This is a genomic window from Pantanalinema rosaneae CENA516 (genome assembly GCF_050753385.1).
Classification (GTDB): domain Bacteria; phylum Cyanobacteriota; class Cyanobacteriia; order Leptolyngbyales; family Leptolyngbyaceae; genus Pantanalinema; species Pantanalinema rosaneae.
Genome location: NZ_JBLZFZ010000001.1, coordinates 134,905 through 150,608 on the forward strand (window position 1 = coordinate 134,905; position 15,704 = coordinate 150,608).

The 15,704-nt window shown below is 47.0% G+C and carries 15 protein-coding genes; 11 read left to right on the plus strand and 4 right to left on the minus strand.

The annotated features are described in order from the left end of the window. Positions 1-89 precede the first annotated feature (89 nt). Together ACN4EK_RS00425 and ACN4EK_RS00430 are read right to left on the minus strand one after the other, a co-directional pair. Entirely contained in the window at positions 90-1,811 is a 1,722-nt protein-coding gene (locus ACN4EK_RS00425) for a SulP family inorganic anion transporter (RefSeq protein ID WP_431655344.1), read from the minus strand. Between the two features lie 73 nt (positions 1,812-1,884). After that, complete coding sequence (locus ACN4EK_RS00430) at positions 1,885-6,204, minus strand: PAS domain S-box protein (RefSeq protein WP_431655345.1); 4,320 nt, start codon at positions 6,202-6,204, stop codon at positions 1,885-1,887. A gap of 729 nt (positions 6,205-6,933) precedes the next feature. Here ACN4EK_RS00430 and ACN4EK_RS00435 point away from each other — a divergent pair. The 10 genes from ACN4EK_RS00435 (at position 6,934) to ACN4EK_RS00480 (ending at position 11,209) form a co-directional block, all read left to right on the plus strand. After that, positions 6,934-7,827, plus strand: a complete 894-nt coding sequence (locus tag ACN4EK_RS00435) for a helix-turn-helix domain-containing protein (protein WP_431655346.1) — start codon at positions 6,934-6,936, stop codon at positions 7,825-7,827. A gap of 206 nt (positions 7,828-8,033) precedes the next feature. Further along, the gene (locus tag ACN4EK_RS00440) at positions 8,034-8,228 is read left to right on the plus strand and encodes a hypothetical protein (protein ID WP_431655347.1); all 195 of its coding nucleotides are present in this window, start codon (positions 8,034-8,036) and stop codon (positions 8,226-8,228) included. 75 nt (positions 8,229-8,303) lie between these two features. Then, the gene (locus ACN4EK_RS00445; RefSeq protein ID WP_431655348.1) at positions 8,304-8,504 is read left to right on the plus strand and encodes a hypothetical protein; all 201 of its coding nucleotides are present in this window, start codon (positions 8,304-8,306) and stop codon (positions 8,502-8,504) included. 393 nt (positions 8,505-8,897) lie between these two features. Further along, entirely contained in the window at positions 8,898-9,122 is a 225-nt protein-coding gene (locus tag ACN4EK_RS00450) for a hypothetical protein (RefSeq protein ID WP_431655349.1), read from the plus strand. 180 nt (positions 9,123-9,302) lie between these two features. After that, a complete protein-coding gene (locus tag ACN4EK_RS00455) occupies positions 9,303-9,482 on the plus strand; it encodes an ATP synthase subunit c family protein (RefSeq protein WP_431655350.1) in 180 nt (59 codons plus the stop codon). Positions 9,483-9,514: 32 nt separating this feature from the next. Beyond that, positions 9,515-9,733, plus strand: a complete 219-nt coding sequence (locus tag ACN4EK_RS00460) for a hypothetical protein (protein WP_431655351.1) — start codon at positions 9,515-9,517, stop codon at positions 9,731-9,733. Between the two features lie 153 nt (positions 9,734-9,886). Further along, positions 9,887-10,141 carry a hypothetical protein gene (locus tag ACN4EK_RS00465; protein WP_431655352.1) on the plus strand — a complete coding sequence of 85 codons (255 nt, stop codon included), beginning with the start codon at positions 9,887-9,889 and terminating at the stop codon, positions 10,139-10,141. Positions 10,142-10,210: 69 nt separating this feature from the next. Continuing rightward, positions 10,211-10,447 (plus strand): hypothetical protein, encoded by a 237-nt coding sequence (locus ACN4EK_RS00470; protein WP_431655353.1) that lies wholly within the window; start codon positions 10,211-10,213, stop codon positions 10,445-10,447. 280 nt (positions 10,448-10,727) lie between these two features. Beyond that, on the plus strand, positions 10,728-10,946 hold the full coding sequence (locus tag ACN4EK_RS00475; protein WP_431655354.1) for a hypothetical protein: 219 nt from the start codon (positions 10,728-10,730) through the stop codon (positions 10,944-10,946). Positions 10,947-11,029: 83 nt separating this feature from the next. Further along, positions 11,030-11,209 (plus strand): hypothetical protein, encoded by a 180-nt coding sequence (locus ACN4EK_RS00480; RefSeq protein WP_431655355.1) that lies wholly within the window; start codon positions 11,030-11,032, stop codon positions 11,207-11,209. 68 nt (positions 11,210-11,277) lie between these two features. Here the strand turns inward: ACN4EK_RS00480 and ACN4EK_RS00485 are convergent, their stop codons facing one another. Then, a complete protein-coding gene (locus ACN4EK_RS00485) occupies positions 11,278-13,422 on the minus strand; it encodes a peptidase domain-containing ABC transporter (RefSeq protein WP_431655356.1) in 2,145 nt (714 codons plus the stop codon). Between the two features lie 160 nt (positions 13,423-13,582). On the opposite strand from ACN4EK_RS00485, the gene ACN4EK_RS00490 reads away from it, so the two are divergent. Continuing rightward, positions 13,583-14,941, plus strand: coding sequence for an HlyD family secretion protein (locus ACN4EK_RS00490; RefSeq protein WP_431655357.1), 1,359 nt, complete (start codon positions 13,583-13,585; stop codon positions 14,939-14,941). Positions 14,942-15,084: 143 nt separating this feature from the next. Here the strand turns inward: ACN4EK_RS00490 and ACN4EK_RS00495 are convergent, their stop codons facing one another. Then, positions 15,085-15,699: a class I SAM-dependent methyltransferase gene (locus ACN4EK_RS00495; RefSeq protein WP_431655358.1), complete on the minus strand. Its 615-nt coding sequence runs from the start codon at positions 15,697-15,699 to the stop codon at positions 15,085-15,087. Positions 15,700-15,704 lie beyond the last annotated feature (5 nt).

Consider the following 15,704-nt stretch of genomic DNA (forward strand, 5'->3'; position numbering starts at 1 on the left):
GAATTCCCCCCTCTCTGACGGATCAACTGTGCTTTACAAGGATTGTAATTTACAGGGATTAGTAGAGAGGGGCTTTTTTGCCCCAGCGATCACGAATCAATTGGGGTAGCAGGCAATGGCAGATCCGGTTGCACGATCGCCAGGGCAGATTGCAATGCCTGAAACCGATTTTCTATCTGGTAAATTTGCGCGGAACGGGAAGGCTCTCCTGTTAGCACTCCCTTACGGGCGAAAAATCGTTGCAACCTCAGTTTCTCAATCCGGTTACGCACCTGTCCAGGAGTCACCACAATCCAGACATGCCGTTGCCGCTTGGCGGCATCTTCCACCATTGTTTCAACCGCCAGCGCTGCCGTCACCCCGATCGACGGCACCTCACTTAAATCTAATACCAGAGCTTGATACTCTTTAACGATCGCCATCCGTTGAGAAATGATTTTAGCCGCCCCAAAACTGAGCGGACCACCCAATTGAAATAGCAGAATATTGCCGCCAGCCTGGGTCAGAATCGCTTGTTCCGCCGGACTGAGGTGGGGAGATTGGGTTGGATCGGTAATGGCTTGGACACGATCGCTTTGGACATCGGTCAACCGTTTAATGGTCAGCAGATTAGCAATGAATGCTCCAATCACCACGGCCGTAATTAAATCGACAAACACCGTCAGCACCAGCACCAGATACATTAAACCAGTGCCTTTGAAGGAGAGATGATGTGCCCGCTTAATAAAGCCCCAGTCAATAATATCAATCCCGACTTTGAGTAGCAGACCTGCCAGTACCGCATGGGGAATCACGGCGGTTAACGGTCCTGCCCAGAGCACCACCAATAATAATACGATCGCGTGAGTCATCCCGGATAGTGGGGTTTTGCCACCGGCTTGCACATTCACAACCGTCCGCATGGTCGCTCCGGCTCCGGGCAACCCACCAAATAGCCCAGATAAACAATTGCCAATGCCCTGACCGATCAGTTCTTTGTCAGAATCATGTTGCGTTCGGGAGACACTATCGGCAACTAGCGAGGTTAACAAGGAATCGATCGCCCCTAACACCCCTAGCATCAGCCCATAGCGAAACATCTCTTGCAACTCATTCAGGCTAAAGACTGGCATCCGTAACCTGGGCAAGCCCGTCGGAATCGAACCAATCCGAGGCACATTGGCATCACCAAACAGCACGACCGATAGAAGCGTGACGACCACAAGGGCCAATAATGGTGAAGGGAGAACTCGATTCAGCTTGGGTGGAGCCGTAAACACGATCGCTAAGGTCAGCACCCCTAGCCCTAACGCGATCGGGTTCGGTTGGCTCAGATAGGTGGTTAATTGCTGAAAAGTTCCCCAAACTCCACCGACCCCTTCATAGCCTAATAGCGGCGGAATTTGGATCAGAATAATAATCACTCCAATCCCTGACATAAAACCAGAGATTACGGTATAGGGCATCAACGTAATGTACTGTCCCAGGCGCAACACACCAAATAGGATTTGGAAGAGTCCGCCCAACATCACGACGGTAAATGCTAGAGCTAACCCTGTATCGGGATGACGGCTGACTAACGCCGCAATTACAGTAGTCATCACAACGGTCATCGGTCCTGTGGGTCCCGAAACCTGAGCCGGTGTACCACCAAACAGCGCCGCAAAGAACCCGACGAAGATGGCTCCATATAACCCAGAGATGGCTCCTATCCCAGACGACACTCCGAAGGCTAACGCCAGGGGTAATGCGACGATCGCCGCCGTTAAGCCGCCGAATAGATCACCCCGGAGGTTCCGCAGATGAATATGATTGACAAATTTAATGGACACAATAGGTACTCAAGTCAAGTGCTTGAGCGGATAATACTGCTGTTGTTGGTGGAACAGCAATATGGGAATATTCCTACTGCATACTCGTCAGGCTCAAGGGCAGGGTGAGGGTGAACTGAACTTGATGGGCACAACTCTGGACAGTAATTTCTCCCTGAAGCCGCTCAACCAGCTTTTTGACCAAACTCAACCCTAAGCCTGTCCCACCATGTTTCCAGGGATCATTGTTGGGCACTCGATAGAATTTATCAAACACGTAAGGTAATTCCTTCTGAGAAATTTCTACCCCAGAATTAGTTACTGTAATCTGTAGAGCGTCAGGAGCGGTAGGGCTGGATCGCTTCATAACCGCCGCGATCGTGATCGTTGCTCCGGCGGGGGTATATTTACAGGCATTTTGTAATAGTTCGGTCAGAATTCGTTCCAGATACTTCAGATCAGTGATGATTGACGGTAAATCAGCCGAAATCTGAATATCTAATTGTTGTTTTTGTTGACGAGTTCGGGCTTCAAATGGTTCTGCGATCGCTGGAATCCACATGTGCAAATCCAGTGTTGTCAACATTAACGGTTCGACCTTAGCATCTAACCGCGATAGATTTAATAAATCATTAATTAAATTCGTTTCACGTTGACATTCATGATTGAGGATCTGAAGATACTGGCTCGCCCGATCGTTCGTTTGCAAAATGTCAGTTCGACTCAAAATAATTTCTAACATCTGAGCCGCCATTTTAATATTAGACATAGGAGTCCGGAGTTCGTGAGACACCGTACTTAAAAAGTCATCTTTCAGGCGATTCAATCGTTCTAGTTCCTGCACCTGTGCCTGTGCAGCTTGAAATAACCGGGATTGTCTTAACGCGATCGCACACTGGTTGGCAACCTGTTGCACCAACCGCACTTCCAATTCGTTAAACACCTCTTCTCGATGTTTAAATAACCATAAATCCCCCAGAATACCTTGATCATCGACGATCGGGCAGGCAAGCACAGAGAACAGGCGATGTCGCGATCGCACTGGGTTGGGAATCAGATCACAGAACAAACAAATTTGTCCGTTTAATAAGTATTGATAAACATCCACATGCGGTGCATCGGCGATCGCAAACGTTTTTCCCTGGGCTGGGCTGAGGCTTTTAGTAAATTCATAGGCGATCGTTGAAGTGGTTTGCTCGGCATTATAAATGCCAGTATCACAACACTCAATCTCTACACCCCAGGCTAATTCTTGCACTGCCGTTTGCAAAATCTGTTGCTCATCCAAGCTATCTCGCACTTTATCCGTAATTCGTTTCAAGAGGGCTTCAAAATGTAGGGATTGCCAGAGTTCGATCGTGCGCTCTTGAACTTGTCGTTCTAGCTTGGTATTAAATTGTTGTACTTGTTGATAAAGATAAGCTTGATGAATCGCAATACTGACCTGATTGGCAATTTCGGCAAGGAGATCCGCTTCCCACGTTTGCCAGTGACGCGGTAAATGACATTCCTGGGCAATCAACAATCCCCATAAGCTGTCCTGATGCAGCACTGGAATAGCCATCTGAGCGACGGCTTCCAATCCTAACAAATAGGAGAGGGGACAGTAATCGGCTCGATAGGTCGCAACATCATCAATGACCAGGGGACTCTCCTGGCAGAAGCTGGGATAGCACCCATTCGGGCAATTACAGCGATAGGTTTCTCCAGCCAGGGATGATTCACCCGCAACTAACGCTTCGGTTTCAACTTTGCCGGTATAGTCGGGATAGAGGCGCAGAATCAGCACTCGATCGCACTGCAATAGCCCCAACACATCGGTCACTGTAGCCGTGAGAATGTTATTCAAATCCAGGCTTTGCCGAATATGTTGAGTAATCGTACTGAGTAAGCGTTGGCGGTCTGCCTGTTGCTGCAATGAGGCTTCCGCCTGTTTGCGTCTGGTAATATCCAGCAATGTGCCCAGGAGCCGAACGGTTTGCCCCTGGTGATCGTGAATCGCTTCGCCTCTCCCTTCAACATATTTCACGCTACCGTCAGGATGGACAATCCGGAAATCAACGGCAAAGGGTTGCCCTGTAGTCGCGATTTGATCAACTGCCGCTTGGACTAAGGCACGATCGTCTGGATGAATGCGTTGCAGATGCTCCTCATAGGTTGGTTCCGGCTGGGCTGGATCAAACCCAAACAAGTGAAAACTTTCCTCCGACCAGATGATCTTTGCTGTCAGGACATCCAGTTCCCAACTGCCAACATGGGCAACCCGTTGGGCTTCCAGTAATTTGGCTTCCTTATGTTGCAGTGCCGCTTCCGTCCGTTGTCGTTCCCGCGATTCGAGAATCAATGCCACAATATGAGCCAGATAACTGGCAAAGTTTTGTTCTTCGATCGCCCATTGTCGGGTGGTTTGTACCTGCTCATGGCAAATGACCCCGATGGTTTTTCCTTCAAAATGAATCGGAATATCCATCATCGATTGGATGTTGTGGGGTTGTAACCAATCCAGTAAAAACTCCTGAGTTCGAGGGTCGCTCACCGCCTGTTCCACGACGATCGCTTCATTACTCGCTAGAGCCTGAAAGTAATTTGGGTAATCTACCGCACTGAGTTCAATGCCCTGCGAGTGACACTGTGGACTCAGTTCATACTGATCTTGAAGGATAATCCGGGTATGGCTCGGATCGTAAAACCAGATACTAACCCGTTCTACCTGCAACACCTGAGCAGCCGTCTCTGTGATCAATTGCCAGGCGGTTGTCAGGTCGTCATTGTAAAGGACAGGATGTTTGCCTAAGTTAATCACGGCAGTATGGAGTCGGCGCAACCGTTTCTCACTGGCTTTGAGGGCTTGTTCGGCTTGCTTCTGTTCGGTAATGTTCCGAGATACCCAAACCACCTGGTGGTCATGCAGGGGGGAAACACTGGCACTAAACCAGGCAGTCTGTTGGTTAAGCAGAAAGTCGTATTCAATGGTTTGAGGTTGTTGCGTGGCTAACACCTGCTGAATCACCTGGATGACTCGTTCTGCCGTTGCCTGCGGAAAGACATCGTAAGCGGTTTTACCCAGTAGTTCCTCAGCCGGAGCAATCAGTAAAGCCGAGTTGATGGGCGGAATTTTAATATATTGTCCCGATCGATCCATAACCAGTACCACATCAGACATGGCATTAAACAACGCCTGTAACTCGGCTTCAGATTGCTTTAAAGCCTCTTCAGCTTGCCTGCGTTCAGTAATATCACGCCCACAAACACTCACTCCAATAATTTGTCCATCAGCGGTTTGAATTGGACAAAAGCGATAATCAAACCAAATCAATCGAGGGGCAGTTTGTTTTTGAATTTCAACTTTGAATTTTTCACCTTGCAGTGCCCGATCGTAATATCCCTGCCATTGTTCTCGTAGCGCAGTAGGTAGCTCGGGCGGCAATACATATTCGTGTTCAGTCACGTCACGCTGTAAGACATGGCTAAAGTTAGCCCGAAACTGATAATTGCTAGAAATTAAGCGGTACTGGCGATCGACCGACCAAATGCTGCCATCAGTATTTTCAATTAACGCCGTCAAGTTCGCTTCATTCTCACGTAGCGTCGTTTCGGTCTTTTGTCGATCGCTGATATCCTGTTTAATCGCAATAAAATGACTAATTTCGCCCTGCTCATTCAGCACAGGCGTAATCGTCATCTCCTCAACATACAGGCTGCCATCTTTGCGGCGATTCGTGATCTCTCCATGCCAGACGCGACCTGCCAGAATAGTGTCCCACAACTGTTGAAAAAAGCGGCGATCGTGCTTGCCAGAATTCACCAGATCTTTAGGGTTCTTGCCGATCGCTTCCTCTACGGTATAGCCTGTGAGGTTTGCAAAGGCAGGATTCACCCATTGAATGGTGCCCTGGCGATCGGTAATTACAATACTATTGGCACAAGCTGATAATGCGGCGGTTAATACGCGCAAATCGTCAGCCGCAGGTAGAGAGGGGGCTTCAGATGCTTGATCGGCGGTGACATCTCGCAAAATCCACAGATGACCGTGTGATAAACCGGATGCTGTAACCACGTAGTCTATCTGCCGAATGCCACCATCCGATCGCGTCAAGCAAAATCGACCTTTGATTGGTTCAGCAGGCAGAGGATGTTGCCAGATTTGCGCGACCTGCCCATCTAATGCACAAATATCTGCAATTCTATGTCCTAATAATGTGGCTTTAGGTAGCCCTAACAGTTCACAGGCAGAGGGATTAACATCTAAAAATTGCCCTTGCTCATCAGTCAGGATCAGCGCATCAAAGGCATGAGCAAAATAAGGGAGGCTATAGTGAGGCAGGTCAATCTGACCATCATCGGCATTTGCGTTAGCATCCGCATCAACGATCGCAGCATCTCCAACATTTAAACAAAGTTTAGGAATCTCCATAACTAGTGAACTGCAAGCAGGTGAATTGTAGAATTATTCCCTAGTTAGCCCCTTAATTTAAGAATTCCACACTAAACAACGGAGTTATCAAAAACCAATAAAGCCTTATGCTTCGTTACAAAGGCAGGCTAGGCAGAGCGAGACAAGCGATAGCCATGCCTTCAGATTTGCCTCAGCCCCATTGCCCTCAGAACTGTTTTTCTACTGACAGAACTTTTGCCCCTATTTTAGCGTTCAGCCTGGTTCAGCCGTTAGGAGATTTCTGAGAAAGATATTACCCCTGTACGGGTTTAGCATTCGGCAGATTCTCTCTGCCCCATCGGAAAGACTGTTGACCGAATGCCAAACCCCGACAATTTGTGGGGATAACTTCTTTTGGAAATGACCTTAGAGGATGTTTTAAAGGTATCAAAACGATTGCACTAGCCCCCTAAATCCCCCAATTCTGGGGGACTTTGAATCCGGTTCCCCCCAGAATTGGGGGGTTAGGGGGGCAGTTCAGGTAACGATTGTGACTTTTCAAACGCCCTCTTAGACCCACTGAGCAACTTCCCAACATTGATAAGACTAACTTAAGTTGAAAAAGAGAAACATAAGTATTTACTGTAAATGCTTAAACAAAGTTTATAAATTATCCCGGGATGGTGGTAAAAATATCCGGACTACCTGAAATCGCTGGCTTATATCTTTAAAGTAAGATCACTAATATGCCCCATAGCAAGGTTAATGATGTCAGGCAAAACCCAACCCGATGGTGATACCAACGGCGAACATGCCTACCCAGAGTTTTTACCTCAATCCCCGATTCTGTCTAGTGGGAAGACGTTGTGGGATGGCATTAGCCTAGACCAAATGTTGTTGCCCCCCGGAGAAACCCCCGAATACTCTCTGGAAGAATTTGTCATCACCATCAATTTAGGACAAGGGTTTCAGGTAGAACGGGTGATGAATCAGCACTCACAAACTGGTTTGATGTTGCCCCGATCGATTGCCCTTTGCCCAATCCAAACCACACAAGTTATTCGCTGGAATCGGGATGCTCACGTTTTGTCATTATATTTGCGACCCGAATTACTGACTCGCCATGCGATCGAAGTGCTAGACACGGATCAGTTTGAGTTAATTCCGCATCTGCTGATACAGGATGAGTTGATTTATCAAGTTGGATTGGGATTAAGCAAGCAACTCGAAACCTATGGTGTGCATAGTCGTCTGTACGCAGAATCCGCTACTACATTTTTAGCTATCCACCTGTTACAAACCTATGCAGCGCAAACATTCGTAGTATCTCAGTATGAGGGTGGTTTACCCCAACAAAAGCTCAAGCAAGCGATCGAGTATATTCAGGATCATTTAGATCAGGACATATCTGTGAATGAGCTCGCTGCTCATCTTGGTATCAGTCGATATTACTTTTGCCGATTATTTAAACAATCCACAGGATTGAGTCCATACCAGTATGTCATTCAACAACGGATAGCCCAAGCGAAACAGTTGCTATTACAGGGGAAAATGAGTATTTCCGATGTCGCGATCGCTTGTGGTTTCGCGCATCAAAGTCATTTAAACCGTCATTTCAAACGGCTTACAGGAATCACTCCAAAAACATTGCTCAAGTCATAGCAAGATTAGGCAGAAACGGCATAAATGTGCAAGATCATTTTGCCATTGCTTGCCACTATTAAATAGTTTGATCAGCATGATCTACCTATCAAGCCTCCTATGCATAGTCCCAATTGATCAACCATGTATGGGAGTACAGGCTAATTTCAAGCATAGAACAAACCTCATTAGCCTGATGATTGCACAACTATCAAAGGAGGAATACCATGTTCCGTCAGTCTTTAAATGTGACATTAGCATCATTGCCAGCATCCTGCTTATTACCTGCACTCAGCGATTCTGAACAACAGACTATTTGCGGCGGTAATAACTCTAGACCGTACACCGGACCAACCGCCGTGAAAGCGTGTCATAGCCTAAACGATATGCTGCCACCAGAACCGGGACAAGAGCGGTGCTAATGCGGCAAAATGATCATCCAGATTTTGTAAACAGTTGTAGAGTCCAACTCTAGCAAACACTGTCAGGAGGCTGAAATGCGAGAAAAGACAACTCAACCACTACAAACCATTTCCCATCCCACGCTATGGCAAGACATGGCAGAGGAAATAACCGCACAGATCAGTGGTGGCAGAGAGGCGATTGGTGAAACGCCAGCCGTTGACGGATTTGGCAGGCCTGTCCCATCCCGACTTGTTATCTCTTTAGTGCTGCTATTTGCTAATCCATTTGCCTGAGACAACTCTGCCAGAATTGCCGCCAATAACCTGGTAATGATCAGCATTCAAAGCTAGGGCTAGAACTTGGCAAGAGGTTACAGCGCAGACGATCGCCATCGCCTAGGTAGCGATCGTCTGCACTACTTTTTAACTGTTGATTCGGCTCGTTAACAGTAGAACCTCCAAAACATCACTCAGCCCATCGCAAGATCAGGCAAAAACAGCATAATTGTGCAAGATTTTTCGCTAATTTTTTGCCAAAATAGACATCCCGTTAGAACTGTAACAGGTGCGATCGTTACTTCAAGCTGCATAATTTCCAACGGGCAAACATGTAGATTAATACAGGGTAGTTACAGAGCAAAATAACTTTTACCCTTCACTAAGCCCCTATGTTTAGGAGTACGAATGATGACTTATCAGCCCCCCATTTCTCGATCGTTGCAGTCTACCTTTGAGGTCTTTCTTACGTGTCATTTAATCGTAGAACTGAATGCAGAAGATACCGAAGCCTACCTGGGAGGGAGCTTTACTGGAGACGATCGGCTACGCTCCAGACTACAAGCAGAGGATAATTCTACTACCAGCATCGCGAGTCAATACGGCATTCGGAGTATTCCAACATTAATGATTTAACCGAATCACTGCGAGTTGAGTCGTCACTACTACTTTTACTTAAACGTCAACGCTTGCAGTAGTGATAGTGACATCTACCAGTCGTTCATCACAATCTGTTACTGAATCATAAGCACTGAACAGCATTGATTTGAGCGATCGCATCAATTCAATTCTATTTAGCAAACTGGAGTTTTAGCAATGAAGAAAACCCTTTGGCAGGCGTTAGAGGATCAACAGGCAGAACGACTTTCTGCGGGTAGTCTACGTCGATTAGAACAAGAGTTTGCCACTGAACTTGTAGTTGTCCAAACGACAACCGCTCGGCAACCAGAAGCGGAGGGCAAGATTAGAGGAACCCTGTTATTAAGTTTGCCTTAATTTCAACCAGATATGGCATTGGAGTTTAACCCATGATGAATCAATTCCCAATCAAAAAAACATCACAATCCAGCCTGGATTCTAACTCGATTCAAGATCTTTTCATTAGACTAGATGAGTTTAATCAAGAGTCGTTTTCGGGTGGTGCTAAGGAACAGTTTGTCCGATATAAGCCGTATGTAAACATTTTAGTAGACAGCAGTGAGACAACAGAACTGTATGGTGCAATCCGAGCAACATTCCGATTCTAAATTCGTGAATTTTCTCATTCGCCTAGGTGAAACAAGAGCTATGCTTCATCAACCCTTAAACACAAGATTTCCTGCTACTAAATCATTGCCAGATTTATGATTAATCTGGACGAACGGCATCAGGAATCACTATCTGGAGGAATAAGGATAAAAATGCTGCGGATCTCAGAAATTGATTTATTGGATGGCGTTAAAACACTCAGCAATGAAACGGCTGAATTAATCTCAGGAGGACATGGATCTGGACTGTTGACAGCGTTAGGAAGCGGTGGTGATAACGGCATCATTGTTGCCCTTGGGAACGGAGCGTGTGATACCCCTTCTCAATGTGGACAGACCTCCTCGGTACTTGGTTCTGCGATCGGGGGTGGCAGCACAGTGACAGCACCCGCAGCACAAATGCGCTAGTCCAGGGGTTAAATCTAAGGGCAGATTGAACTAAAAGCAGCAGAGTTAAACTCATAGGAGGCTCAGATCATGTTGCCGATCCAATTTATCAAGCTTGAACAGCAAGTTCAGCCAAATCAGTCATGGCTAAAGCTAGTTGTTAGCCTAAATGAACGCAATGAGGAGTTGATATCCGGTGGGAGTTCAACGGCATTACCGTCATTTCTGAATCAAGCCAATCGGGCTCGCCAAACTAGCAAAGACATCATTCTTGGTGATATCACTCCTATAGAAGAAATAGGAGTTGTTAGTCATTACTATGGATAATATACGCGCTCAAATTTGTTGGGTGAAATGGCTACGATCGTCATTTCTAATCACTCCTCTATGGCAGCCCATTGAAGATGAACAGGCTAGTGCTGTTGTTGGCGGTAATGGTGATCCTGATCGACCTGTGATGGTCGGGACAATACCAACTTTGGAGGCAAGTCCAAGAATCAAAATTCGGTTGAAATCCTATGATCATTGATTAGCAGAGAATGCTGATACAACCGATCGCATCTGCCAGGTTTCCAACCTAAATTCACCCAGGAGCAAGGAGCTAATCATGTTTCATCACACTCCAATCAAACACTCACCACCACAACTTTCGATCAATCCTTCATTGCAAAACATGGTGGTGGATTTAGCCCCAGAGCAAGAAGAAGCAATTTCAGCAGGAGGTCATCTTCCTGTGATCCTGATTTTCTTCGCCCAACCAAGTCAACCTCAAGCTGGAAAGCAAGGTGGTTACATGACTGTGTTAACAGACTATGAAGTTAAGTAGAGAGCCTTCTCCATGCGAAGTAACCGGTGGACTGACGATCAGACCTGAAGATTTCCTAGTACACCCCAGTAAGGAGTTAACCTATGTTCCATAAAACCGCAATCAAACATTCATCACCCCAACTTCCGAGCAACTCCTCATTGCAAAACATGGTGGTGGATTTAGCCCCAGAACATGAAGCGGCAGTTTCAGGAGGGAATGTTTTCTTCCTGATTCTCTTCGCCCAGTCAAGTCACAAGCTGGAAAGCAAAGTGGTTACATGACTGTGTTAACAGACTATGAAGTTGGGTAGAAAGCCTCCTCCATGCGAAGTAAAAGCGCTGAATCTGTATTAAGGATTTAAGAATCCTAAATGTTCCCCCGGTAGTTGGCTTAAAGCTGCCGGGGTTCCCGTTTGTTTAAGTTCACCTTGATCCAGCAGCACAATCCAGTCTGTCCGTTGAATCACTCTGGGGCGATGGCTGATCATAATCGTGGTTTTACCTTGACGATATGCCAGCAGTTGATCCAAAACCTCCGTTTCCGTAACCGGATCAAGCGCACCTGTTGATTCATCCAAAATTAGTACGGCAGGATCGGTGAGAATCGCTCGGGCGATCGCTAATCGTTGCCGTTGTCCACCCGATAAATTGGCACCAAACTCACCCAGTACCGTATGGTATTTGTCCGGTAGTTGGCTAATAAACTCATCCGCACCTGCCACCTGACAGGCATAGACAATCTGTTCCAATGTGGCATTGGGGTAGCTGAAGCGGAAGTTAGCCAAAATCGATCGGCTCCAGAAATGCGCCTCCTGCGGCACTAATACCACTTGCTGACGCAAACATTCCAACGCCAAATCCGATTGATTATACTGCCCAAACCGAATATTTCCCGATGGCAATGGATATAGCCCAGCAATTAGTTTTGCCAGTGTACTCTTACCACAACCCGACTTACCAATTAACGCCGTTACTTGACCACCGGGAATTGTAATAGAGAAGTCTTTCAACAGTGCGACCCGCCCAATATGGTGAAAGTTGAGATGAGTACACACGATATCTGTATTGGTTGGAATGGTTGCCCAATCCTTTGAAACCTGGGGTGCAACTTCAGGGCTGGCATCAATGATATCGGTAATTCGTTGAGTTGCAGTTTTAGCTCGGGCAAACTCATCCACAAAATTCAATACGGTACTAATCAGCGCCGTAAAATTTCGGCTCATGGCATTGAATGCCAACAGTTGCCCGATCGTCATTTCCTGCCGGATCACCAAAACACTGCCAAAGCATAATACCGCTAAGGAACCCAGACCGGATACCAGCGTTGAGAACACATTATTGACAATACTAATCTGCAACAAACGAAAAGTGGCATGCGCTAATTGACCAAACCGACTTTGCAATTCTTCCCAGGCTTGGGGAGCCGCATTACTGGTTTTCAGAGTCAGCGCTCCCTTAAAGGTTTCTACCAATAAACCTTGATTTTCGGTATCTGTTACTAATACATCGCGGGTCTTTTGTTGCAACGCAGGGAGAAAAACCAGGACAGACACACTCATCAGCCCAGCGACCACGATCGTTGCGGCGGTTAGCTTCCAGCTATAAATCAACATCAGTCCCAGAGACACCAGAGCAATAAACGACTGGCTAGGTAGACTGATCACCACCTGCGAGATGAGCAGATTAATTTCCCGGATATCCCGTAACCGGCTGACAATCTCCCCACTGCGATGGGACTCATAGTAACTGAGCGGCAGTTGTAAAATTTGACGACCAAAATCTAATGCCAGACCTAATTCCAGGCGTTGAGCAAAATGTGCAACTAGATGCGCTTGAATCAACTGCATCACACTGCTAAACAGCGTCATGGCTGTCACCGCGATCGCGACTGTCACCAATAGATCAAAATCGCCCCGGACTAACACATCATCGGTCAAGACCTGAATTAACAGTGGAAAGGCTAAGGATAATAACCCAATCACCAAATTCAGGGGCACAACTTCTGCAATCAAAGCGCGATAGTGCCAAACCCGCCCCAGAAATCGCCCTAACCCCGCTATGCGATCGTTGGGCTGTTGATAAAACCGACTGGCATCCGGTTCCAGCAACAACATCACGCCATTGCTCCAGGAATCTGTTAATGCCTCGCGTGTGAGATAACGTACTCCAACACCGGGATCAGCAATGACATATTTTTGGCGTTGGCGACCATGTAAAACAACCCAATGATACCCTTTCCAGTGGATAATAGCGGGTAACGGCACTTCCTCTAAATGTTCGATTAATTCAGGGGTCGCTTTCACCGCTCGTGCATTAAATCCTAACGCTTCTGCGCCCCGCCGTAAGCCTAATAACGTTGTACCCAATTGCCCTGTACCAACCGCTTCCCGCACCCGCGAGATCGCCAAGATGCGCCCGTGAGTTTTCGCGATCGTGGCAAGACAGGCAGCACCACAATCTTCTTCACTATGTTGGAGAACACAGGGATATTTCACCAAATTCAACTCATCAAGACCATCAGCATTGTAAATCTCAATTCTTTAGCTGAGAACCGAGCGATTGATAGATACGATCGAGAATAGAATTTGCTATCGATATGAGATTCGATGATCATCACACTTGTTGATAAGCTATTTTCGGAGAATATTAAATGTAATGGATAGTCCTAAACCATTGACAGCCCAAGCAACGATAATTAACCCCGATGGTCTTGCCCCAGTTCAGCCCAATGAGTTTTTGCCCCCGATCGGTCGTTGGAGCATTTTTGGCGGCATCGTCATGCTTATCAGTTTTGCAGGCGCGATCGGTCTAGCGGCTATTCTCAAATATCCGACCACTGTACAAGCACCCGCCGTGATTCGTCCCCAGGGAGAACTCCGGTTGGTACAGGCAGCCGCTACTGGCACTGTGAATCGCATTGATGTCAAGCTTAACCAATCGGTGCAACAGGGACAGGCGATCGCCACCCTGAATGATTCGCGCCTACAAACCCAAAAGCGGCAATTAGCCAGCAGTATTCAACAAGTACAACGTCAACTGGAACAACTAAAGGCTCAAATTGCCGCAGTACAGACCCAGATTACAGCAGAACAACAGGCGGTTCAGCGAGTGGTGGCAGCGGCTGAAGCCGAACTGCGACTGAACCAACGCCAACATCAAGATCAACGGGTCACAACCCAAGCCGAAGTGCGAGAAGCGGAAGCTGCTGTCAAACTAGCCAAAGAAGAGTTAGCCCGGTATCAAGAATTAGCCAATACAGGGGCAGTGGCACAATTGCAAATTAGTGAGAAGGAAGCCACATTAGAAGCTGCCCTTGCCCGTCTACAACGCACCAGAGCCTCATTGAATCCCAGTACGGCAACGATCGAGATCGCGACAGAGAAAATTACTCAGGAACGGGCTAGAGGAAGTTCAATCCTAGCTACGTTGAATAAAGAACGGGAAGCGCTGATCCAACAGCAGGCACAACTCCAAAATGAGTTGACTCGCGATCGCCAGGAACTCCAGCAGATTGAAGCGGATCTGAGCCATACCGTAGTTCGCGCACCCGTCACCGGGGCAATTCAACAACTGAACCTCCGTAATCTAAATCAACTGGTGCAAGCAGGTGACTTAATTGCCCAAATTGCTCCCAATCAAGTGCCTTTAGTGATTAAGGCGTATGTGTCACCGCAGGACATTGGGCAAGTTGAGGTGGGACAGTCCGTTAACCTGAGAGTTTCCAGTTGTCCCTATCCTGACTATGGCACTCTAGCAGGTAAAGTTACCGCCATTTCGCCCGATGCCGCCGTACCTTCTACTTCTAATAGCCATTCTGCGGTGCCAAATCAATCACAACCTGGAGCCAATGCTCAATATGAGGTGACGATTCAATCCCAGGAACGATCGCTGCGATCGCATAATCACACATGTAATTTGCAAGCTGGCATGGACGGCAATGCCAATATCATTACCCGGCAGGAGACAGTATTACTGTTCTTGCTGAGAAAAGCTCGTCTATTGATCAGAGCTTGAACTACTTACAGTGCTTTTCCCTTGATTAAACTACACCCACCCCATTCCCCATCTTTACTGTGCTTTATTCGTCCAACAACGGCTGTAAGATGCAATGACATTCTTAACGGTGATTATAGTTGCGTATTCAGAGTTATTCAGCATCACTCCAACATCACACCAAACTCGGTAAGCAATACAGGGCCGAGTAAATAGTGATGTCCTAAGCAGCTTAAGCCGGATTGCTGACCGAAATGTTCCCGGACGAATGGACTATAGAAGCGAATATTACTAGGCAGTTTAATCTCTGTAGTGGGTTTTATCCATTGTCCAGGTGTAAAATCAACTAGATAAAATCGCCCGTTTGGTTGTAACACTCGTCGCACTTCTGTGAGTACAGCCGTGGGATTGGGATAATGCAAAAAACTAATGGTATTAAACACGGCATCAAATTGCTCATTGGCAAAGGGGAGCGCTTCAGCATTTCCCTCGACAAAGATTAATTGAGGATGACGTTTAGCAAGTCGAGCCTGGTGAATCATTTCGCTGGATAAATCACAGCCGATGCCAAATAAATCCGGAAGTTGAGCCACCAGACGATCGAGCAAGCGACCTGTACCACATCCCAAATCCAATACTTGAGGACGATCGGGTAGTTGCACATAGTCCAGAAGGCGCTTGTGGATTGCCCGATAAAACACCGATGGCAACAGGCGATCGTAGCTTGGTGCCCAGCGATCGAATAACCATTGTTTTTGTTGAAAGAAATCGTTTGTCATTGCAA